Annotated in this window: 18 protein-coding genes; 10 read left to right on the forward strand and 8 right to left on the reverse strand. The window is 48.2% G+C overall.

The features are described from left to right. The first annotated feature begins 169 nt into the window (after nt 1-169). Nucleotides 170-835: a hypothetical protein gene (locus IEY34_RS24395; protein WP_189016196.1), complete on the forward strand. Its 666-nt coding sequence runs from the start codon at nt 170-172 to the stop codon at nt 833-835. Between the two features lie 441 nt (nt 836-1,276). Here the strand turns inward: IEY34_RS24395 and IEY34_RS24400 are convergent, their stop codons facing one another. Continuing rightward, a complete protein-coding gene (locus IEY34_RS24400; protein ID WP_189016200.1) occupies nt 1,277-2,848 on the reverse strand; it encodes an ABC-F family ATP-binding cassette domain-containing protein in 1,572 nt (523 codons plus the stop codon). A 202-nt stretch (nt 2,849-3,050) separates the two neighbouring features. On the opposite strand from IEY34_RS24400, the gene IEY34_RS24405 reads away from it, so the two are divergent. From IEY34_RS24405 to IEY34_RS24415, 3 genes are all read left to right on the forward strand, one after another. Then, complete coding sequence (locus IEY34_RS24405; protein ID WP_189016203.1) at nt 3,051-3,245, forward strand: helix-turn-helix transcriptional regulator; 195 nt, start codon at nt 3,051-3,053, stop codon at nt 3,243-3,245. Between the two features lie 3 nt (nt 3,246-3,248). Further along, on the forward strand, nt 3,249-3,725 hold the full coding sequence (locus tag IEY34_RS24410; protein ID WP_189016206.1) for a hypothetical protein: 477 nt from the start codon (nt 3,249-3,251) through the stop codon (nt 3,723-3,725). Nucleotides 3,726-4,317: 592 nt separating this feature from the next. Further along, nucleotides 4,318-6,774: an S-layer homology domain-containing protein gene (locus tag IEY34_RS24415; protein ID WP_189016209.1), complete on the forward strand. Its 2,457-nt coding sequence runs from the start codon at nt 4,318-4,320 to the stop codon at nt 6,772-6,774. 679 nt (nt 6,775-7,453) lie between these two features. On the opposite strand, the gene IEY34_RS24420 is transcribed toward IEY34_RS24415, so the two are convergent. From IEY34_RS24420 to IEY34_RS24430, 3 genes are read right to left on the reverse strand one after another with little or no spacing between them, the layout of a single operon-like run. Next, nucleotides 7,454-8,290 carry a sulfurtransferase gene (locus tag IEY34_RS24420; RefSeq protein WP_189016212.1) on the reverse strand — a complete coding sequence of 279 codons (837 nt, stop codon included), beginning with the start codon at nt 8,288-8,290 and terminating at the stop codon, nt 7,454-7,456. 30 nt (nt 8,291-8,320) lie between these two features. Continuing rightward, a complete protein-coding gene (locus IEY34_RS24425; protein ID WP_189016215.1) occupies nt 8,321-8,794 on the reverse strand; it encodes a GNAT family N-acetyltransferase in 474 nt (157 codons plus the stop codon). A 57-nt stretch (nt 8,795-8,851) separates the two neighbouring features. Further along, nucleotides 8,852-9,511: a hypothetical protein gene (locus tag IEY34_RS24430; protein WP_189016218.1), complete on the reverse strand. Its 660-nt coding sequence runs from the start codon at nt 9,509-9,511 to the stop codon at nt 8,852-8,854. A 36-nt stretch (nt 9,512-9,547) separates the two neighbouring features. Between IEY34_RS24430 and IEY34_RS24435 the strand changes: the two genes are divergently transcribed. Then, nucleotides 9,548-10,063, forward strand: coding sequence for a GNAT family N-acetyltransferase (locus IEY34_RS24435; RefSeq protein ID WP_229757823.1), 516 nt, complete (start codon nt 9,548-9,550; stop codon nt 10,061-10,063). A gap of 7 nt (nt 10,064-10,070) precedes the next feature. Here IEY34_RS24435 and recQ read toward each other — a convergent pair whose 3' ends face one another. Continuing rightward, complete coding sequence (gene recQ, locus IEY34_RS24440; RefSeq protein WP_189016224.1) at nt 10,071-11,882, reverse strand: DNA helicase RecQ; 1,812 nt, start codon at nt 11,880-11,882, stop codon at nt 10,071-10,073. A gap of 39 nt (nt 11,883-11,921) precedes the next feature. Further along, nucleotides 11,922-12,215, reverse strand: a complete 294-nt coding sequence (locus IEY34_RS24445) for a hypothetical protein (RefSeq protein WP_189016227.1) — start codon at nt 12,213-12,215, stop codon at nt 11,922-11,924. 192 nt (nt 12,216-12,407) lie between these two features. Between IEY34_RS24445 and IEY34_RS24450 the strand changes: the two genes are divergently transcribed. The 4 genes from IEY34_RS24450 (at nt 12,408) to IEY34_RS24465 (ending at nt 18,520) form a co-directional block, all read left to right on the forward strand. After that, on the forward strand, nt 12,408-14,000 hold the full coding sequence (locus tag IEY34_RS24450; RefSeq protein ID WP_189016230.1) for an SWIM zinc finger family protein: 1,593 nt from the start codon (nt 12,408-12,410) through the stop codon (nt 13,998-14,000). Beyond that, the gene (locus tag IEY34_RS24455; RefSeq protein ID WP_189016233.1) at nt 13,988-16,861 is read left to right on the forward strand and encodes a DEAD/DEAH box helicase; all 2,874 of its coding nucleotides are present in this window, start codon (nt 13,988-13,990) and stop codon (nt 16,859-16,861) included. Before IEY34_RS24450 ends, IEY34_RS24455 begins: the two co-directional genes overlap by 13 nt. A gap of 187 nt (nt 16,862-17,048) precedes the next feature. Then, complete coding sequence (locus tag IEY34_RS24460) at nt 17,049-17,309, forward strand: hypothetical protein (protein WP_189016236.1); 261 nt, start codon at nt 17,049-17,051, stop codon at nt 17,307-17,309. A gap of 272 nt (nt 17,310-17,581) precedes the next feature. Further along, a complete protein-coding gene (locus IEY34_RS24465) occupies nt 17,582-18,520 on the forward strand; it encodes a chitosanase (protein ID WP_189016238.1) in 939 nt (312 codons plus the stop codon). 142 nt (nt 18,521-18,662) lie between these two features. Here IEY34_RS24465 and IEY34_RS24470 read toward each other — a convergent pair whose 3' ends face one another. Beyond that, nucleotides 18,663-19,217: a type 2 periplasmic-binding domain-containing protein gene (locus tag IEY34_RS24470; RefSeq protein WP_189016240.1), complete on the reverse strand. Its 555-nt coding sequence runs from the start codon at nt 19,215-19,217 to the stop codon at nt 18,663-18,665. 92 nt (nt 19,218-19,309) lie between these two features. Further along, a complete protein-coding gene (locus tag IEY34_RS24475; RefSeq protein ID WP_189016243.1) occupies nt 19,310-20,497 on the reverse strand; it encodes an EAL domain-containing protein in 1,188 nt (395 codons plus the stop codon). Nucleotides 20,498-20,706: 209 nt separating this feature from the next. Between IEY34_RS24475 and IEY34_RS24480 the strand changes: the two genes are divergently transcribed. Beyond that, nucleotides 20,707-23,589, forward strand: coding sequence for an ATP-binding protein (locus IEY34_RS24480; RefSeq protein ID WP_189016245.1), 2,883 nt, complete (start codon nt 20,707-20,709; stop codon nt 23,587-23,589). Nucleotides 23,590-23,632 lie beyond the last annotated feature (43 nt).

The raw sequence follows: 23,632 nt of genomic DNA on the forward strand, positions 1-23,632 counted from the left end.
GTTTGCTTCATACGTTGATTTTGTAAATGGCTTGTACATTGGATTGCAATTGTTCGTTGGAACACTAGAGCTCTTGCTGTTATAATCATATCTAGACGAAGAACGTCCTTTTGCCCCTTGCGGCAATAAGGACGTTCTTTTTTTCATTTGCAGAGGAGGAATACGGTCCATGGAATTTGAAAAAGTGCACAAGCAATTTCTCGAACATCATTTGGCTCACAGATCTGGAGAAAGAAAGGGACGACTGCTCAGGGGTCATCGACATACTGAGAAGCTGCTGCTTCAAAATGTATGGTTGCCCTTGTTCGGGTCACTCGAACATTTGCATCCCGAATATGAAATCTACGACTGGAACCGCAAATCGCAGTTTCTCGATTTCGCTTTTCTCCCTCCTTTCGGTCGTTTCGGAATCGAGTGCGATGGCTTTCAGAGCCATGTAAAAGATATGGACCGGGAGAAATTTAGCTACGCCCTGAATCGAGATACGTTTCTTACGGGAATCGGGTGGAAAATGATCCATTTCTCCTATGATGATGTGCTGAATCGCCCCGAGATTTGTCGGATGCTCCTGCAACTGGCTATGAGTCCCTATCTAATTCGGAACCAATCCATTCGTCCAGCTGTTATAGCGGAGAAAGAAGTACTTAGGCTGGCTTGGGCACTTGGAAGATGGATACGACCCAAGGATGTGTCTGACCATCTGGAGGTCGACTTCCGAACTGCTCGCAAATGGCTGCGCGCCTTAGTCGATAAGGGCTGGCTAGAACCTATCGCAAGGGGCGAAGATATCCGCTATTACAAGTTAAAGGATGGAACACTGGAGCATTTAATGTGAGTATGGCTGTCTGCGGGGGAAATATTGCGCCCATTGGATTTTGTGCAGTGGAATATGAGGAATATGCTTGGTAGAGCCGCGTCACTGGAATTTCTACAGTGAAATCTTCCCAAAACCATTATTATTCCCGATAAGCAGCCATTTGACTGGATATTTTCCAATGTAAAGCATTAATAGTCGCCCACTTGAGGAATTCTACTGTACATTTTCCAATGGCCATCGACGTGTTAGCAGCGACAAGACAAGACAAGACAAGACAAGACAAGACAAGACAAGACAATTCAGGCCAAAATAAACCATACAAAACCAGACTAAACCAAAAAAACCAAACTCCTCAGAGCAAGGCAGAGAAGAGCACAAAACTACGCCAAAAAGGGCTGCGACAGATCCAGCCTGCGCTGACCTGCCCCAACCCAACAACCAAATAACTGAAACATTAATCTATAAACTCTGCTCACTTACCCCCGTAACCGGGTCGAAGACCAGCATTTTCGTGCCGATTTTATCAATAAAGAAGCGGTCATGGCTAACCGTGATGACGGCGCCGGGGAAATGGATCAAAGCCTGCTCCATAACCTGAATGCTCGTTAAGTCCAAATGGTTGGTTGGCTCATCTAAGATGATCACCGCTGCACCGGAGAGCAGGCATTTGGCTAAGGCAACCCTGGCCTTCTGCCCGCCGGATAGGTTCCCGATGAACTTGCTGAGATCCATCTCCGAGAATTGCAGCATGGCGAGGAATTTGTTCACCTTTTTCCGCGGGGCGTCCAGCCCCAATCCGTACGTGTTCACAGCGTGACTAACGGTATCCTTAGGATTAAGCTCATCCCACATCCGGTTGAAGTAAGCGTAGCTGACGCCCTTCTCCCAGACCACCTCGCCGGACTCTGGCTGCTCCTGCCCTGTCAGCACCTTGATGAGCGTAGACTTCCCGCTTCCGTTAGGACCAACGATGACTAGGCGATCTTCTTTCTGAATGTCGAAGCTTACATTCTCAAAGATGGAACGACTGTCGTAGGTCTGGCTGATTTTTTGGACTTCGCACAGCTTGTCCGGAAATCGCAATCTTTCATAAATATCCGTGATTAGCACATTGACGGGATGCGGTTCTATCCGCTTTTTGTTATCGGCCAATTGGCGGGATAAACGGTCCTTCGAAGACTTCCTGCTTGCACGGCTGTCAATCGCCTCTGATTCCATGAGGAGCAGCTCTTCCTCCCACTCGAATTGGCGGTCGAGCTCCTTCTTGCGCATCTTCTTTTTGCGGATGTAGTCGGTGTAATTCCCGTCATATTCCTGAAAATGATAGTTTTCGATCTCAATAATACGGGTAACCACTTTGTCAATGAATTGTCGATCATGTGAAACCAGAATCATAGCGCCGTTGAAACGATGCAGCCACTGCTCCAACCAAGCTATGCCTTCCATGTCCAAATAGTTCGTCGGTTCATCCAGCAAAACAACATCCGGCAGCTCAATTAGCATCTTAGCCAGCGCTGCGCGGTTCCTCCAACCTCCCGACAATTCATCAATCGGCTGATTGCGCATCACTTCGTTGAACCCCAGCTTCGTTAGAACCGTGTTAATCTCAACTGGTACATTCCAGCCATCCAAATGCTCCATCTGTTCGAATAACTCAGCCTGCCTCGTTAACAGTTGATCCATTTCAGCATCATCTGTCACCACACCCAGCTTGTCTCCAACTTCCTGCAGTTCACGCTCAATAAGAGCAACCTGCTCAAAGCACATTTCTAGCTCCTGTTGAACGGACAGGCTTCCGCGCAGTTCGGAGAATTGGGAGAAATACCCTATTTTAACCTGCGGATCTATGTCCACCTTGCCAGATGTTGGCTCTTCTTTCCCCATAATCAACTTGAAAACCGTCGACTTGCCGGCACCATTTCGTCCGATGAGACCAATACGCTCACCTTGGGTTACACGAAAATAAATATCGCGAAAGATCATAGACTCTTCATATTTCTTAGTAACGTTATCCAGCCGAATTACACTCATCGCTATCACCCTTCTACTCGCATCAATCTACCCCTGATTATAGCACTTGCATGAAGCCAATTGCTTGCCCGGCAAAAAGTGAACATAAAAACTCGCCTATGGCTCCAACGCAAACAATATTTATACTCATTACAAAAAGTAATTTATATTTGACATTTAGTAATGCGAAATATACAATTAAGTGGAAAGGAGAATGAGTTTCTTGAAAAACAAAAAAATGAAAATCGCCAGAGTCGAGTCCGATGTGTCTCAGGAACAATTAGCTGAGATTGTGGGAGTGACAAGGCAGACAATCAATTTAATCGAAACAGGCAACTACAATCCAAGCCTCAAATTATGTATGGCAATATGCAAGGCTCTCAATAAAACTTTGAACGACTTATTCTGGGAGGAATGATGGATGAATACGGAAAAAGTAGTTAAAGAAGCGAAAGTCATTACGGGCGCGGCACTGATTGTAGGTGTCCTTCTTTTGGCAGTCGGTATCCTTTTCGGTCTCATGGATAATAGCCCTGTAACCAATTACAAGGCTCTGATTGGATTGTCAGTCATACCGTTCAGTGCAGCATTTGCCTATTTCATTAAGCTCACAAGAATCAAGAGATCCCCCCAAAAGATGAGAAAAACGATGGTTCAAGAAGTGGATGAAAGGCTCGTGGCATGGAAGCATGCGATCGACGCCAGATCATTTAGAGTCCTTCAAGGGGCATTGTTCCTTGTTTATATGGGCAATACGTTGATCGTTCCAGAGGATATTTTTAAGTCGTTCGGATGGTGGGGGTTGCTGAGTTTATTATTTCTATCCTTTATCTCCCAAGGCGTCCTGTCCAAGAAAGTATTCGCCGGCGGTGTTCACGAAATCAATGAGGATAACTAGGGAACTGCATTGATGGGTCTCATCTGATTGAGAAACAAGGGGCGAACCTCTCGGGAATTTGAGAGAAGCCCCTATGGGAGTTCCTCTTCGAGAGCTGATCTTTTGAAGCTGCCCTTACGCGAGTTGCTCACCCGAGTTGCCCTTACGAACTCAATAACCCTTATTCGATCAAAATGGTTCATTTAAAAAATCTAACGAATTCAAGATGATCTATTCCACGCAAAAGCTCGCCTTTTCGCCTATAAACTATCCCATAAGGCCGATTCAGTTCGTTAGATTTTCAAAGGAGCCATTTTCTCGCCTATAAGCATCATACAGTTCGTTAGCATAATCCAGACAGATAGATAGACAGACAAATTAATCACCCCCAACCCCAGTGAAGGTGCTGATCTTTCTAGAAACACCCAACAGAACCTAGCCAACGGCTAGGTTCTTCGCCCTTCATGTATACCGGAGTCTATCAACATAGTAATACCAAAAGTTATATCAACTCGTAGAATATTATGGTAAAATGGGCCCTATTACATAGGGGCTTATCAAGTACCAGCTTCATACCGGACCTTGAAGGCACAGATCAGGAGGAATCATATCGATGAAGTATACTAGAAAGCTTATATCCACTCTATTGATTGCAGTTATGTTGTTTTCATCGTTTAATGTAGTTTTTGGTGCAACGGTCTTATCGGAATCTGACATTAAGGGAACATGGGCAGAAAACCAAATCTCTACTTGGATCGATAAAGGATTTATCACAGGCTATGAGGATGGTAGCTTTAAACCGGACAATACGATAACAAGAGCGGAATTCTTCGCTTTGATTAATCGTTCATTTGGATTCACGGAAACAGCCGCTGTTTCCTTTAGTGATGTTTCTTCATCTAATTGGGCATATGCTGAGGTTTCCAAAGCTGTGCAAGCGGGTTACATTAAGGGGTATGAAAACGGAACAATCGGTGTCAACAATCCAATCAGCCGACAAGAAGTTGCCGTTATCGTAGATCGACTTCTAAATCTATCCAATATACCAAGTGCTCCGGCACTCTTTACCGATTCAAGCTCCATAGCCTCATGGGCTAAGGCTTCGGTTGATGCTGCAGCAGCCAAGGGGATTCTGCAAGGTTATGCGAGTGACAATAACTTTAAGCCTAGTAAACCCATTACGCGCGCTGAAGCTGTCGTCACCCTAGACCGCTCAGTTGCTGCAAAAGCAACCGTTTATCGGACAGCAGGGACATATGGTCCTGAAACAGGAACGGAAACAATAAATGGTGATGTAGTCATTAGTGTGACTGGAGTAACTTTACAGAATATGATCATTAATGGAAATCTATTATTTGCTAAAGACATTGAAGAAGGGGATTCCCACCTCAAGAATGTAGCGATCAAGGGTTTAACCCGTGTAGAGGGCGGGGGCGTTAACTCCATCTATTTGAACAATACAATTGTACTTGCACTTATCGTTGATAAGAAAAAAGGACCCGTTCGTATTGTTGTGGAAGGCACAACAAGTGTAGGTGAAGCTACAATTAATTCTCCGTCCACACTCCAAGAAACGGCTGCAACGGGAGCAGGCTTCAGTAAGGTTACTTTATCGGAGCTATTACCCGCAGGTTCAAAAGTAACTTTAAAAGGAACCTTCGATTCCTTAACGGTCAAAGGCCGTGACATCCAGGTTGATCTCCCTGAAGGCAGCATTAAAGAAGTTATTTCATCATTAACAGCAACGGGTATGGCGCTTACTCTAGGTACAGATGCGAAGATTATTAGCCTTATCTTAGATGCAGCAGCTAAAATTCTAGGAACGGGCACAATTGAAAAAGTGACTATGAGCACCGTTGCGAAAGACGGAACGAATATTGAAATTACAGTACGACTTTTAGGCAAAACAGATACAGATACAGATACAACTACAAACACAACTACTCCTACTGAACCTTCAACTGGGGGTACGGATACAACTGCTCCAATTCTGTCCAGTGTAACAACAGGACCCCTATCGCTTGGAGATCAAGTCTGGGGTACAAGTAATGAAGCTGGATATTTATATCTAGTCCCTTCAACAACAGCCAAAACAATTATAGACTTAGATCAATCCGTTACTAATTTGTTAGGCAAGAAGCTTGCCATAGCAGCCAACGGAGATGCAGCGATTAGTACAGCGGGTTTGGCATTAGGCACTTATGCTGTTTATGCAGTGGATCAATCCAACAATATATCCATAGCTTCACAAAACATAATCATTGGTAAAATACAATTAACCATCGATGAGCCCGCATTTTCACTGGTAAAGCCGTTAGGTGAAGGTACATCAATTCTCGTATCCGCAGGAACATTACATGGGGTTGGTGCGGGTGAAGATGTGACGGTGGTTACCCAAGCCGTTTATGATACTTTAACCTCCGCTAAAGTCAGACCCTTAACAGTCGTTTATACACTTACTGGAGAGGACAAATCTAAATATAATGCGCCTACAAACAATACCAACTATACTTTATATGTACAGAACAGCGTAGATACGGGAATTGTAATGGACCTTATCACTCATTCCAAAGAGTATGATGGAACGACAAGCACAGCTGTATCAGCAGGATCTAGAATTGGAACTTGCGAAGGGGATGGCATTTGTCCAGAGGATGACGTAACTGTGCATGCTTCAGGAGCTTATAATGATACACAGGTAGGAACAGACAAGTTGATTACCGTGTCCTACACCCTTTCTGGGGGAGATGCAGGAAATTATTTACCGCCAGCTAACATTACAGTACATACAGGCGTAATAACAGCCAAACAATTGACGATTTCAGCACCTACATTAACGAACTCCAAAGTATATGATGGAACGAAAACGGCGGGCGTTATCCCAGGCACCTTAATTGGCGTTGTTAGTGGAGAGAACGTAACCGTAAACGCAGTAGCCACATACAACAATGCAGAGATAGGAACCCATAAACGGGTAACTATTGTGTATACTCTCTCAGGTACCGATGCCGGAAATTACAAGGCGCCAGCAAGCGAGACAGTAAGTACGGGCGAAATTACAGCACGCTAATAAAGGTTATCGACATAGATTTTAACCGTTCACACAGGTAAACTCCAAAAAGCGTTCTCCCACCACTTGGCGGGAGAACGCTTTTTGGCCTATGATCATTTATTAATATATAACTTTATAGATTGAACTTTTGATTTACAGTCCAACACAGAGCCGGTCAATGACTTCCATGGGGTTGGCATTGATGCGCCCATTTTACAGGTGCTTCATTAGTTCAGTCTATTAAAGCAAGAAAAGTTTCATTGGATTAATCCAATGCAATCGGCATTAAAGCTGCTGAAATCAAACTTTCACTGGATTTATCCAATCTTTTAGTAGGAAATCGTTTAAAAAGGGCCTATTCTGGAATTTCCATTGGAAAAACCCAATGAAAGAAGGTTCTGAGGCGCGAAAACGAGGAAAACACTGGATAAATCCAATGTTTTCCTCAACTGAAGAAGCGGCAGCAAAGGGGCGTAGCCGCTAGGCGCGCGCCCCACCAGTTAGTGTCGCTCACCGCTCCAAGCAACTCGCTGCCACCTCTGTCGCACCACGCACCAACAATTATGGTATAAATCTTACCGACTTTCTCGTGAGATATTGTGACTAACCATTGCTGTTGATTTTTAAAGTAACGTAGATCTTCTAAATGACCATATCCATCGCCACTCGGAGACATTCGGACGCGATCTTCCCGTTCTTACTCTTCACCCGTCGCAATCGGGTTGTCTTCCCAAGAAATCCAGTCGCTCCAGCTTCCGCTGTAGAGCTTCACATTATCAAACCCAGCTTCGCTAAGTCCCAGCACGTTCGGGCATGCCGTCACGCCCGAGCCGCAGTACACGATGATGTCTTCCGCATCGCGCAAACCGGCAAAGTGCTGCTCCTGCTCCGCGGCGGACAACCATGCGCCGTTCTCGCCGAGCACGCCTTTCCAGAAGTAATTGCGCGCGCCGGGGATGTGTCCGGCAACCGCATCAATCGGCTCTTCCAAGCCGAGGTAGCGGCGCTCTTCGCGCGAGTCCACAAGCACGGTGCCGGGACGGCCGAGCTTGTCCTTGACCTCATCCATGCTCGCCAGCATGGAACGCTGCACTTTCGGTGAGAAAGTCCGCGGGAACACCGCAGGCACTTCGTCCGTTACCGGGTAACCGGCTGACTGCCAAGCTGTGTACCCTTGATCAAGGACATACACCTCGGAATGGCCGAGGAACTTCAGCATCCACCATAGGCGCGAAGCCATGGCGCCGCCTTGATCGTCGTAGGCCACGACGGTCTTCGTTCCATCGATGCCGAGGTTGCCGACGAGGATGGAGAAGGCTCCCAGGTCAGGGAGCGGATGCCGGCCTCCGTGCGCCATTTTGGCACCGGATAAATCTTTTTCCAGATCGACGTACACAGCTCCTGCTATATGACCCTGCTCATAATCCTGTCTGCCTGATTCCGGTTTCCCTAGCGCAAAGCGGCAATCCGCGATGACGATGTTTGCATCGCCTAGCTGTCCAAGCAGCCAGGTCTGGCTTACGATATTTTCCACTGGTGCATGCCACCTTCCTTCATCCCTTAATTAATCGCCTATCCCACTTGTCGGATTAACGGAATAGGTCTGCCAATCGCTTCGATCTCCACCTATTTTATCGTAAAAGGCTTGCGCGCGGAAGTTATCCTTGGATGTTGTCCAAGTGAGATTCGCATAGCTGTTTCTGGCCGCATAGCCTTTGCAAGCTGCAAACAGCTTCTGCGCCGCTCCCTGTCCACGCTCAGCCTCCACAACGTACAGGTCGTTCATAATGGCAATTCTGGAAGCACGCAAGGTGCTGAATGTGAAGTAGAGGGTCACGAAACCAACCAGTGTGCCGTCTTCTGTCTCCGCGACGAATTGAATGCCTTCCTTCTGTTCCAGCAGCGTATGGATCAAGCCATTCAGCTTGTCGTCCTCGGGCTGGCGATACTGGTAGAAATCCACGATATAAGCGAGCATTAACGTTTTTAACTGCGGAATATCTTGCATAACCGCTTCGCGAACTGTAACCTGAGCCATAACGCTGACCTCCTGTTTCTAATTGCCTATCTATCATTGTACCCCACATTCCGCTTACTAAATGTCCTCCATTTCTTTGCGATAAAGGAGATAGATGATCCACCCCAGTAATAAGCAGAAGCCGGCGACGAAATAGAAAATGTACGTGAACTCCAGGTTAACTGCATAATACGTTGACGAAAATAAGAGGAACGTAAACACCAAGACGAGCAATAACATATTTTTTCTGGAACGCTCATACTGGGTGGGTTTAAGCTCCACACGCACGGTGAATCCCATTCGTCGCTTAACCAGCACATAGGCAGTGAAATCCGCCAGTAAAGCAGCTACGATTTTAAAATAGAAATAGGAGCTATCCAACCTTTCAAAATAATCAGCTAGCGGAATATTCGTTAGGCTCCAAATGATCAATAGTACAATGGCCAAATAAATCGTGTACCCGAGCGCTCCCAAGAAAACAACCATGAGAGCATGAAGGATTTTTAGTCGAAAAATCACTTGAATCAGGATAGCCTGCGATAAAATAATAAGCATCGGATTCAATGCTTCGGTATACGTAAGGAAAACAGGCAAACTAAACACATTGGCTAGGATGAATGCAGCAAGCAGCACCAAGGGCCATTTTTTAGATAAAGAAATTCGAAATAGAGTTAATCCCAACAGCAGCATAGAAAACGCAGTGAATGTAGGAATCAGAACAACTAAACGCCAATCCATGTGAACCTCCAACCAAAAGAAAGGGTGACTATCAGCGTGATTCAACAAGCACATGCCAGCAAACCGAGCTTGCCTTGGCACATCGTACCGTTAACAGACGCCTACTGCGAGGAGCTATGTACATGGCAATATTCTGCCCCCTACGAGATCTACAACTGGCCATCCTGGGACACGATGCAGCAAGAGCAATCCGAGTTCGCAGACCTGCAGATTCGAGCCGAGCAGTACAGAGGTGTTGTAGACGAAAGAGCTCAGCTCGTTGGCTTCGTTCAATTCTTCCCGATCACCGGAGTTACTCGATTAGGCTTAGGCCTTCGTCCCGATCTTTGCGGTAGAGGAAACGGCCTGGGTACCCGCTTTGTTCAGCTGTTGATCAAGGAAGCTCTGAACAAAGCCCCGCATCAGGAGATCGATCTGGAGGTGCTTGTTTGGAACGAACGTGCCATTCAGACTTACGAGCGAGCTGGATTTAGCTTAACCGATACGTATGACAAATGGACGCCCTCAGGGATTTCCGCTTTTCATTGCATGGTGTACAACGGCGCCCGTTAATCGAGCCTTATTCAAATTCATACACGACAGCGCCAACATCGCTCTCTCCCGCATAGGTGCGGAGCAGCTCTAGGAATGGCTTGCCGTAATTCCGATACTTCACTTCACCGACACCTTTGATCCGCAGCATGGCGGCCTCGGTGGTCGGACATATCTCACTCATCTCACGCAGCGTGCTGTCAGAGAAAATAATATACGGTGGCACCTTCTCGCGAGCGGCCATTTCCCGGCGCAGCAGACGAAGCTGTTCGAACAATGTATTGTCGACAGCGGCAGCAGCACGCACAGGCTGCCTGCGCACCTTCTGGTTAACCTGCTGCTTCCCTTGCAGCACTTCGGCTGCCGGCTGCATCAGCTTCACGACCGGATACTGCCCGTCGGACAGCTGCATGAATCCCTCAGAGATCAACACATTGATCAGATCCGATATTTCTTTCTCGGCGAGATCCCGCATGATGCCATGGGTCGGCAAACGATCGAAGCGGTAGTCGAGGATCTTCTTCGCTTTGGAGCCTTTGAGCACGGAGGCGACCATGGAAATCCCGAACCGCTCGCCCATGCGGCGAATGCAGGAGAAAATTTTCTGCGCTTCCACGGTAATGTCCACCGTATCGCGATCATCTTTGCAAGAGCTGCAATTGCCGCAGGTATCCTTGATATTCGTCTCATCAAAATAGTGCAAAATGACGTTGCGCAAGCAGCGCGGCGAATAGCAGTAATCAATCATCGTCTGCAATTTCTTGTATTCGTTCGCTTTGCGCTCAGGGGAAAGCTGGTTCTGCTCGATCAGGAACTTCTGCGTCATAATATCCTGCGCGCTGAACAGCAGAATGCATTCGCTTGGCTCCCCGTCACGCCCGGCACGTCCCGCTTCCTGATAATAAGCTTCCATATTTTTCGGCATATTATAATGAATGACATAGCGGACATTGGATTTGTCGATGCCCATCCCGAAGGCGTTCGTCGCGATCATCACGCGAATATCGTCATAGAGAAACGCCTCCTGCATATAGGAGCGCTCGTCGTCCGTTAAACCTGCATGATACTTGCCAGCGGCGTAGCCTTTTTTGCGCAGAAGCTCATATAATTCTTCCACATCCTTACGCGTAGCCGCATAAATAATACCGGGCTGGTGCGTATGTTCCTTCACATAATTCTGAATATAATCCCGCTTGTTTTCCCCGCGAAGAATCGTCAGTTCCAGATTATCCCGAGAAAACCCGTTGATGAAAATACCCGCTTCATTCAAATCAAGCAGTCTTGCAATATCAGCCGTAACCTCCGCTGTCGCCGTAGCCGTAAAGGCCGCCACGATCGGGCGATTCGGCAGTTCGCGAATGAACGGAGCTATGCTGACATAACTCGGACGGAAATCATGCCCCCATTGCGAGACACAGTGCGCCTCGTCAATAGCCACGAGCGGCAGATTCAGCGCCGCCATCCGCGCGCGAAACCGTTCAGACTCCAAGCGCTCGGGCGCAATATACAGCAGCTTGTACTTGCCCTGCATCGCCCCTTGCATCCGTTGTTCGACTTCTCTGGCTTCCAGCGTGCTATTGATGAACGTCGCCGGAACGCCGAGCACATTCAGAGCATCCACCTGATCCTTCATCAAGGATATAAGCGGCGAAATGACCAAGGTCACGCCTTCCATCAACATGGCAGGAACCTGGTAACAGATCGATTTACCGCCGCCTGTCGGCATGATGCCTAATGTATCCTGGCCCTCCAGCAAGTTGGTAATAATATTTTTCTGACCTTCCCGAAATTCCGGGTACCCATAGACCTGCTGTAATACCTTTCTTGCTCCATCCAGCATAGCTTCTTTACACCTTTCTATATCACAGTTCTGCGTGTTTTAGACCAAATAAATAACCGAAACCAGTTTCTCGCCGTCATGTACCTTGAGAACGTGATTGCTTGCATCATGGCGCACAGAGCCCGCCCCAACCTGTATGACAGGCGTACTGCCCAAGGCATAAAAAATATCGTCAGCCAGCGTACGCAGGCATTCTTCCTGTTCATCCTTATCGAGGGCTTCCCAATCGTCCGCATTCATTTCCAGAAATTCATAAAATCCGTTCACCAGTTCAATTCCACGTACGAAATCTGTGACAATGTCTTTGTACTCTCTGCCAAACTTAACACCCATGCGCACAGTCTCCCTTCAGCAACTTTCCTTATCCCTTTACTTTATCATATTATAGGTCCAATTGCAGGGTTAACCCCTTTTGCCCCGGATAAAAAAATACCCTTTGGCATAAACTATGGAAATGGGCAATTTCGGAAAAAATCTGTTACTATGGAAGAAGGAATGTACCGCTCGGAGGGTAGGAAAGCACACATGCTGAAACTGCAGATTCCCAAAAATCGAATGAACTACCTAATCAAGCAAATCCCGCTGCATTTCGATGCTGTCGTCCTGGAACAGGGCTGGGAGTACTATCATAAAGGTCGTGTGACCGAAGTGGACCTGAAGGGCACTAGCATTCAGGCAACTGTCGCTGGCAAGAAGGTCCATACCACGACATTGAATTTAGAAAATTTTTCAACTAGCGAGTGCAGCTGTTCTTACGATGGCTTTTGCAAGCATATAGGCGCGACGTTTTTCAGCCTTTACGCCCCTTATGGCCGTCCGGAACTGGTGCTTCAACAGTTAAAACAACAAATAAACACGCGCAAGAAGCCGATCCGCAGCGCCTTATTGGCGCAGGAACGGAAAGCTGCTGCACAGGCTAACGTACCTATGGAAGAAACGATGCCTATCGACTGGCATCGTTTCTTCGAGGGGAAATTTCATGGATTCTCCATTTCCCATCAACATTCCATTGAGACGTTCTATGACTCAGCGCTGGAGTCTCTGCCGCCCTTCGCCGCGAATTGGAAACGTACGACCCGCGAAATTTACTTGTGTCATATCGTACTTTTCATGATGCGTAAGATCGAGCAGTTTTATCAGGAAACGAAGAGCTCCTACTTATCCTTTTATCACGAAAATGGCTGCAAAATTGCCGCCAAGAACTGCGAGGATAAGCTGGTTGAATTCGTCGACCGCATCGACATTCCGGCTTCCTTCCTGGCAGAGCCTAAGCACTGGCTGGCCACCCTCAAAATGCTCGGCGAATTCGCCCTGCAAGGCAAGGATAGCCCCATTGACTGGCTGTTCGTCTACCGCTTCATCTGGTGGAAGCTGACGGCTCAAGCAGGAGCGCAAAAAGAAGAGATCCAGCGTCTGGACACTCTGCTTGCCAAGAAGGAGCTCACCGCCCGCAAGAAGGATACGTTAATTGCCGCAAGGGCCCATTTTGACATCATCCAAGGCGATACCGATAGCGCTTTCGAACGTCTTGGCCAACTCGCTCAGCCGAGTTCCAAGGATTATTTCCTCTACCTGAATCACTATTACAACCAAAAACAATGGGATCTCATGTTAGTGTGGCTTCGCTTTCTGTTCAAGTCGATCGCGAATGCCAATCACGACGATTTCCGCACGTTTTGCCAGTTCTGGCTGGATACAACCAAACATTTGGACTCGGACAGCGAGTGGGTTCAGGTCATGGAGACACTGCTGCCTCGTTCTTACTACTATTACACGGCTTACCTCCTGCAAACGAAACGGTATCGGCAATGGGTCGATTTGCAGTTGGCGAACCGCATTTCGCCTCTTAGCTTATATGGGATGGAGCTTAAAGCGATTGAAGAACATGATGCCGCGCTGCTTCTCCCGCTGTATCATCAAGCAGCTGAACGGGCTGTTCTGGAGAAAAACCGAGCTTCTTACAAAACGGCTGTAAGGCTTCTGAAGAAGCTGCACAACCTTTATAAACAGCTAGGCCAAGATGATCGCTGGGAGCACTATGTGTATCGCTTGGCGGATAAATTTTCGCGCTTGCGTGCTTTCCAAGAAGAGCTCAAGAAAGGAAAATGGATTCGATGATCGAAACCAGTGCGCTGACCGTCCACGTTAGCTCCTTGCCAAACGGTTCTTTATTTCTCTGGGGGACCCGCGAGAACGGCGGAATTTGGGATGCTCTTGATTTGAAAAACATGCTCTTTGCCTGGCATCGCTCGTCCTTCTTCGGTACCTTCATGGAACCGAGTGAATGGCAGAATCGCGAAGGCATTGAGCTGGGACCGCTGGAAGCGCTCGACTATTTCAGCGACCCGCAACCCGTGCAGCATCTGCAGCTAAGCTGGCAGCAGGACTGCGCGGATCTAATTCGCTTGGCGCCGGCTGTTCAAGAGGCATTGGCCTCCGGCAGCTTCATGCCGGATTATGAGAAATGGAAAGCCGGCGAGATCGGCTGGAAGCTCCAGCTTCCAGATGACCTGCAAGCCTTGGAATCCCCCCTGGTTACACGGTGGGTTCACGCCCTCATCCCCGAGTGGGTGGACGCCGATGGGATCATGAAAGACAATCTGCGCAAGCTCGAAGCCGCGTATCCGTTGATGCGCCGCGGCGAGATTGGCGCTGATCTGTGGCTCGACGAGGAGGATTGGCTCGTCGCCATCGGATGGCGCCAGGACCGGACGCCGATGCGCACCTGCGTGCAGCTCACGGAGCCCGATCTGGCGCACAGCGCAGGCTGGCAGCTCCGCGTGCTGCTGCAGGACCGGCTGGCGCCGGAGGTGCTGCGCACCGTCACGCCCGGCGGCGAGCCGGTCGTTGGCGAGCAGCCGCTGCCGGAGGCCTGGCTGCCCGAGATCGGCCGCGTCGAACGCGACGCGGCCAAGTGGGTCCGCATCCTGCCGTGGCTGGATGCGGGTGAAGGCATCCTCCGTCAGACATTGACGGAGGAGGAGGCTTGGCGCTTCCTCGCAGAGGGAAGCGTGCGGCTTGTAGAGGCCGGGACGAGTGTGTTCCTCCCGGCCTGGTGGGAGCGCATCCGCAAGCTGCGGCCTAAGCTGCGCGCGAAGATCAAGTCTTCCGTCGGTTCTGGACGGGAGACGATGTTCGGACTCAGCCAGCTGATGCAGTTCGACTGGAAGCTGGCTGTTGGCGATCTCGAGCTGACGGAAGAGGAATTCCGTCAACTGCTCGCGGAGAAGCGCAAGCTGATCCAGATTCGCGGCAACTGGATTCAGCTCGACCCGCTGTTCATGGCGCAGGTCGAGCAGATTATGAAACAGGTGCAGAAGAAGCAGGGCCTCTCCTTCCGCGATGTGCTTGAACTGCACTTTGCCGGAGATGCCGCAGGCTTGCTGCCCGCCGAAGACGATCCCGACGCGATGCGCTACATCGAGATGGAGGTCGAGCTGAACGAACAGCTGCGCCACATGGTCGATCAGTTGACCCAGACCTCGGCGATTCCTACTATCGAGCCTCCGCCCAGCTTCCAAGGATCGCTGCGCCACTACCAAGTGGACGGGATTTCTTGGCTGTTATTCCTTCGCCGATTCGGCTTAGGCGGCTGTTTGGCCGATGACATGGGACTCGGGAAAACGATCCAGTGGATCACCTACTTGCTCACGGTCAAAGAGAGCGAACAGCCGGTTACGCCTTCATTGCTCATTTGCCCGACCTCTGTACTGGGCAATTGGCAAATGGAGCTCAAGCGCTTTGCGCCGTCTTTGAAGGTGCATTTGCACTATGGTCCTCAGCGCTTGAAGGGACCTGCTTTTCAGGAGGAGATCGTTGGCAAGGCCGATTTGGTTTTGACATCCTACACGCTTTCCCATCTGGATGAGAGTGAACTGGGCGCAATAACCTGGAACTCGATCTGTTTGGACGAAGCTCAAAATATCAAGAATGCGTACACGAAACAAGCCTCGGCCATTCGCCGACTGGACGGTTTCCACCGTATTGCTTTGACGGGAACACCGATCGAGAACCGTCTTACTGAGTTGTGGTCGATCTTCGATTTCGCCAACCCCGGATATCTCGGCACGGTTCGTGAATTCACGCATCGCTATGTGAATGCCATCGAGAAGACACGCGATAGCGAGACGATTGGCAAAGTGCAGAAGCTGATCCGTCCCTTCCTGCTGCGTCGGGAGAAGAAGGATCCCGCGATTCAGCTGGATCTGCCGGAAAAGAACGAGTCCAAGACGTTCATCTCGCTTACAGCCGAGCAGGGCTCGTTGTATGAGAACTACATCCAAGACATGTTCGATCGGCTGGATAAGCTCTCGGCCATGGAGCGGCGCGGCCTTATTCTCGCCGCGCTTACGAAGCTCAAGCAGGTGTGCAACCACCCTGCTTTGCTGCTCAAGGAAGGGCTTGGCGCCCCATGGAGCGGACGCTCCAACAAGCTCGAGCGTCTGCTCGAGATGGTGCAGGAGCTGCGCCAGGAAGGTGATAAATGCCTGATCTTCACGCAGTTTGTAGAGACAGGCAACCTGCTCCAGCATGTGCTGCAGCAAGAGCTTGACGAGAAGGTGTTGTTCCTGCACGGCGGAACACCCAAAGCGGGGCGCGATGCCATGATCGCGCACTTCCAGGACGCAAGCCTGCCGGCGGAAGAACAGCGCAATGTGTTCATTCTTTCGCTGAAGGCCGGCGGCATCGGACTCAACCTGACGGCGGCGAATCACGTGTTCCACTACGATCGTTGGTGGAACCCCGCCGTCGAGAACCAAGCGACGGACCGCGCCTTCCGTATTGGCCAGACGCGCCATGTGCAGGTGCACAAGTTCGTCACGCTTGGCACGCTGGAGGAGCGCATCGATGAGATGATCGAGCGCAAGCTCGGCCTCAGTCAGCAGATCGTCGGTTCCGGCGAGAACTGGATTACCGAGCTGTCGACCGACGAGCTGCGCGATTTGTTCTCGCTGCGCCGCGAGTGGGTCGAGGCTTAGAATTTGTCTTTGTCCTAGTAAGATATTGAAGTCCCACACTATCCACGGTGCTATTTCATCGCAGATAGCGTGGGGCTTTATTCATTAGTTCGATACTCTGCGTTGAAGGAGCCTCAAGCTACATTGGATTAATACAGTGTTTTTAAGTAAATGGGCACCCTTTTGCTGCCTACGCTGGAAATATCCAATGAAAATTGCCAATGTCGCTGTGAAATCCTCAATTTGGGCAATTCCAGTGGATTTATCCACTGGAGGCCCGCTCTCCGCTGCCGAAAGCGCCATTCTAATGGATTTATCCAACGAACGACCACACAGAGAAGTACTGCCCTCCCATTGGCGCATCAACCATCATGGAAAAGAAGTGCTCCATCCTGGGCGCGCGTTGCAGCCGACGCATGGCGACGGTCAAACCCCAGCATTGTTAGCTAGATCGATGGATTCACCCTAAAGATGTCACCAACGTATCGAAAATAATGCTTTCCATCTGACTTTACCTATGGTAAATTAAGGAAGTGATCGGTCATCCTTCAACTTGATGATATCGCTTTCATGCCAAATGTTTAAACGTTTATACTTTCAGGAAGGAGGAAGATGATTTCCTGCACTAAACTACCCAAGACAGAAGAGTTTTTACGCCCAAAAGTTAAAGCGCTTCAACTTTCTGAGCAAGGAAAAGAACTGATACTTACAACTTATATATGATCTTAGGAGGAATGAACAATGTCCAATTTAAAATCAGCTAAAGGTAAGATGAAATCACTCTTTTCGATCCTGGTAGGCACTTCCGTTATTGCAACTTTGCTCACTGCCGCAGTCCCGCTTCAACCGCATGCCTTTGCCGAAGGGAATCCTGCCTCGGAGACATTGGCTGCTGCAGCAAACCCGCACGATGCTAATTTCTCGCCGGCAACGCTGCAATTTCTGATGGCCAATACAGGCCTTGACGGTGAACAATGGGACAATATCATGAAGCTTGTCAACAAACCTGAGCAAGATTCACTGGATTGGACCAAGTTTTATGGTTATTGCGAGAAGCTGACGGATAGACGCGGTTACACTATCGGTATTTTCGGCGCTACAACGGGCGGAGCCAACGATCCGAATCCGGATGGTCCTGCCTTGTTCAAGAAATATGACGAAGTCAGCGGAGCAAGCAACCCTTCTATTCAGGGCGGACTGGCGAGAGCGGGCGTCCATGGAACTATGAAAGGTGCCATTCTGGAAATTACGGACAACGAGAAAACCTTCGTTAGTAAGATAAATGCTTTGCAGAACAATAGCAAATGGCGAGATGCTATCTGGAGCACCTTCTATGACGTGTATATTAAATATAGCGTACAGCAGGCACGTCAGCGCGGTTTCAATTCCGCTTTAACGATCGGCTCCTTTGTCGATACAGCGCTAAATCAAGGCTCTACCGGGGATTCAGGCAGTCTCGAGGGTGTACTTTCGCGCTCTGGCACGAGTAAAGACGAGAAGACCTTCATGACGAGTTTCTACGCCAAACGCACCTTAATTGTGGATACCAACGACTATAACCAACCTCCTAATGGCAAGAATCGCGTCAAGCAGTGGAGCACGCTTCTGAAAAATGGAGAAACCGATTTGAAAAACGCCGATGCAGCGGTTGTCCAAGTGACTAACTGGGAAATGAAGTAAGCGGCTAAGGTTCTTAATCACAAGCCTGGCCTCGGGGAACCAACCTTGCCAGGCTTGCAAAAAAGCGTATTTCACCGTCTACACGGTAAAATACGCTTTATATTTTACTTACTTAGCTAATTCTTTGTACTTCGCGTAGGCTTTATTTTGAATTTTTTCCAACTACAAATTTGCTAAGCTGTTCTTGACCAACCACGAACTTGCTGAGCATTTCATCCACATACGTATTAATTTGCGTTGTAATCCGATTATAATCATCCATATCCGCATCGGAATATTTCAAAATTGGAATTGCATCTCTAAAATAATTATTGTCTACATAGTTGAACAGTTGTTTGCAGCTATCCACACTTACGCATGAAGCCTTCTCATACTGTGGATCATGTCGGAAGCCGAGCAAAGGTTGCGCGCCTATACGATAAAGCGCCTTGGCAGAACCGTCCACATTTTTGTTGTTTTTACTGATCGCCCATGCCCAAGGCACCGTAATCTGCTGTTGACGATCGGTTAAAGCTTTATCTCCTTTATGTAACACAGGCGGCTTCGTAACTTGAAAATGAAAGCCCGGAATTTTCTTCGCTTCTGGCATATCATTAAAGCCAACCACAAACCCAATCCAGTGATTCGTAGCCCCATTTTCCTGCATCCACCGGCTGTCTGCATTCAAATCAATGCCCCAGGCGTCAGCGAAGTTCAAATAAAAGGTTTCTACGGATTTGTCATTCACTAAGTATTTGGTAATATAACACTTAAAGACCCACAGAAAGCCTCCGTGAGTCTTTGTTACAATTAAATGACCAGATCCAAAAACAAATAATACCCCTCCCCCAAAGCACAGGAGTAAGTCTGAATCTGATGCGACGTATCCAAGTCCGTATAGGCTTGGGAGAGTATGCCCTGCTCTTGCAGGTTCATCATGAGGATATTGGAAATAAAATAGGGCCTCCACGTCCAGTTCGCCCCGCGGTAGTTCTCATCTTTGCTCCAAGCTTCCTCTTTGCGGGTATAATTAGAAGAGATTTGGTAGCCGTCTCCTACGCATATGTACATTCGTATACAATTATCTGGAACGTTATTGATCATGTTCTCGATCACATGATCCGCATCTTCCGGGGTTGCGATTCGAACGGCATCATGAATGAGCGCATCCAGGCTCTGATGAATAGCCAAGATACGGCTGTAACGCTGGAATTCGCTCTGGCCAAAGATGTTCATCTCTTCTTTCAGCATAGCTTTGAAGATAGCTTTGTTCTGGAAATCAGGTTCTGCTTTCGAGAAGAGGAATCCTTGCACATATCTAGCGCCAACTTGAAGCGCGCTGTGCAGTTCTTGTTTCGTTTCGACGCCTTCGACGAGGAGCGAGGCGCCCATTTGAGCCGCCAAGATGGAGAAGGATTGCATCAAAGCCTTGTAGCCAGCGTGAATGACGCTCTTTTTCAAAATATTAAGGTCAATCTTCAAGATCTTGGGCTGCAAGCTGGCTATCCGGTCGAAATTGCTAAAACCGCTGCCCACATCATCAATCGCAATCGTACAGCCGAATTGCCGATATAACTCTACGATTTGTGTTAGCTCCTGAAGCTTCCCGGTAAACTCTTCTTCGGTTACTTCAATTACGATACGCGCTGGATTTATTTGGTATTTCCTCAATAATTCAATAGTTGGTAGAACGCCCGTCCGCTTATAAGTTCTGTAAATCCATGACGGCTTTAAGTTAATGAACAGCGAACTCTCGTCATCGACGCTAGCGATCCGCTCAATCGCCCTCTCTCTCAAGTACCGATCAATGAGAAGATGGTCATCTTCCGCAATGTCGGGATCTTTGAAAAATGGGCCTAAACTCTCTACCTGATCTTCCCGTACCCGTCTTCCCAATGTTTCGTAACCAATAATTTCTTGGCTTTGCAGGGAAAGGATAGGTTGGAAAAATGGACGTACTTCGTGTTTTGGCGGAATCCTGCTGTCTTTAAACTGCACGGTTGTGCGCCCTCCTCAAGCAAAGATTAATGTTCTCAAACATAACATCAATCTTCTAATGAATAGTATTGTAAACGACATCGACATTTCTTGCAATGGATTCATGGAAGAAAACATAACATTATCGTTTTTTAGAGGATTTTGTTCGTGTTTGTCGAATTTACATACATTTCATCCCATCCTATTAGAATCTAGGTGACCCTTCGTTTATGAAGACATTCACGAAATCTCGAATCTCTCTGCTATACGTTATCCTAATTGTAGTCTTACTCGCGTTCGTAAGTGTCTCCAACTACATTGCATCACGGAATATGGAAAACGAAAATAATGCGATAGTGAATGAATCGATTCCTATTGCTACTACAACGAACAGTTTATTGACGGATTTACTCAATCAAGAAACAGCGATTCGTGGTTTCGAGCTAACTTCCATTGAACAATATCTAGAGCCCTATACAATGGGAAAAAAACAACTGGAAGAAGATTTAGACAATATTCGCATCTATGATAAGAAATATCCGACATTACAGCTCATTATGGATACGCAAGCCATCCCTGCTATTACGAATTTGCAGAGGCATTATGATTCGCAATTAGAATTGGTACGCGCCGGAAAAAGCGAGGAAGCCAAAGCTCGAATAGCGGCAGGCAAAACGATGATGGACCGCTATCGCGTGATTCATACCAGTATCGAGAAAACCATCGATCAAATTACATCAGATGCCTACACAGCCTCACTGAAAGCCGGTCAAACCTCCCGTATGATTACACTCGTCGGCGGTATTATTGCTTTGATCGCAGGCAGTCTATCTATCTTCATCTCATTTCGAGCTATTCAAGCGGAGGAAGAACTGCGAAAAAGCGAGGAAACCTACCGCTATATGGCAGAGAGCCTGGAGACGCAGAATGAAGAGATTATCGCTCAGCAGGAAGAACAGCAGGTCACCTTGGCCAAATTATCTGAGAGAGCGCGCGACTTGGAACTCATTTCCTCCTACCAGGAGAAGTTAACCGGTTATGTAGAGCTGAAAGATTTCTTGAAGCAAACCCTGCCAGCCTTACTCAACTCATTGGCCCAGGATGCCGCTTTGGTCGTGTTGGAACGTCCTGAGGACGAAGATAACACTGCCTATGAAGTTATTCATTCCATTGGATATCCCAAGAATCACATTAACCAACATCAGAAGGAGCTTTTTGGTCCTGCGAAACGCGTATTTGATGAAGGCATACCGATCTATCACACACGCGATGTGTCAGGGCATGAACAAGGGATTCATAGCAGCATGATACGGGCTATCGACCAGTATATCCCGCTTTTTGATGATAAACAGTCGGTCATCGGCTTCTTGTTGTTAACCAGCTACCAGAGTTCCTATCTTCACGAGAGCAATCAACGCCTGACCAAAGGCTTGGTGCGCCAGTTCGGCTTAGCTTTCTATTCCCAAGTAATGAATGATGAACGACTCAAACAAGCAGCCAATTTGGCTGCACTGAATGACCAACTGACGGCGGAGAAACAGCTTATTGAAGGACAGCGTGATTTGATTCAAAATATTTTGGAATCCGCTCACGAAGGCATGATGATGTGTGACTCCCACGGCACCATTCTCTTCTCCAATCATCGCATGAACCGTTATTTCGGCCTGAACGAACGAATCGGCGAGAATTTGGTTGACAGCTGTCACGAAATCGCGGTTGAAACAACAAGCTTCATAGGCGTTGCTACATCCATTGAGGCCCTAATTGACGGCTCTCATTCCCATATGACGCAGCGTTTCAGCTTCATGTTGGATGAGCAGCCCCAATATGCGGAGCTGTACGCAACCGTTGTAAGTGAAGATACGGAACAGCAGGGCTTCTTGTTCGTATTCCGCGACCGTACCGAAGAAGAACGTATTGATGAAATGAAAAATGAGTTCATCAGCATTGTTTCTCACGAACTGCGGACGCCGCTGGCCAGCGTACTCGGATTCATTGAGATCCTTCTGCATCGTGAGCTATCGCAAGATAAACAGAAGAAATACATGGAGACCATCTACAAAGAAGCGCATCGCCTATCGAATTTAATTAACGATTTCTTGGACTTGCAGCGTATGGAATCCGGTCGTCAGCTGTATCACTTCTCGCCGATTAACCTGGTGATGACGGCGCAGGAAATTGCCGATCAATGGCAGGATAAGCAGAACCATCGCATCCTTATCCATCAGCAGGAAGATGAGCTATGGGTTCGCGCCGATGCGGATCGGATGCGTCAAGTGTTCCACAACCTGATCAGCAATGCCATCAAGTACTCACCGGGCGCAGACCGTATCGATATTCGACTGACCATGGAACAAGGGAAAGTTATCGTATCGGTGCAGGACTACGGTCTTGGCATTCCAGAGGAAGCACAAGGGCAAATGTTCTCGAAATTTTTCCGTGTCGACAATTCTGATCGCCGACAAATTGGCGGTACGGGGTTAGGCCTTGCAATTGTCAAAGAAATTGTCGAAGGTCATAACGGCCAAATCTCCTATACGTCTGAGATGGGGCAAGGCACGACGTTCCGCGTCGTCTTTGATCAATTCCACATATCCACGATGGATGGGAAAATTGTTATTTTCGAAGATGATGATGATCTAGCCAAGCTGATTCAAGTCGCTTTGAATAAGTTCAACCTTCCCTCTATCCAGCTGCGTTCGGCGGAAGAAGGCATTATCGCGCTAAGCCGCTGTATAGGAGAGCCTGTACTGTTCATCGTCGATATTCATCTGGAAGGTTCCAAAACAGGTTGGGATTTCATTGCTGATCTATCCCATCATCCCGTGTATTATCAAACGCCTGTGATCGTTTCAACAGCGCTGGACCAGCCGCATGATTATCATGAGAAAGATATTCAAAAGTATCTCAAAAAGCCTTTCTCCATGGAGCGACTCGTTCAGGTGGCGAAGCACTTGCTGGAAACCAAGCAGAGCAATGCTTACGTCTTCCATACTCAAGATCAAGCCTCGCTATCCACAACCCTGCAGCGCAACGGTATTGATATCATCGAAATGAAAGCAAATATGGATATGATCGAGGTCGAAATCAAGAAGCCGCATTCAGACTCCTAAAATCAGTAAAACTCTCCTTCCGGCTTCTCGGATGGAGAGTTTT

This window comes from Paenibacillus marchantiophytorum, from assembly GCF_014640555.1.
GTDB lineage: Bacteria > Bacillota > Bacilli > Paenibacillales > NBRC-103111 > Paenibacillus_E > Paenibacillus_E marchantiophytorum.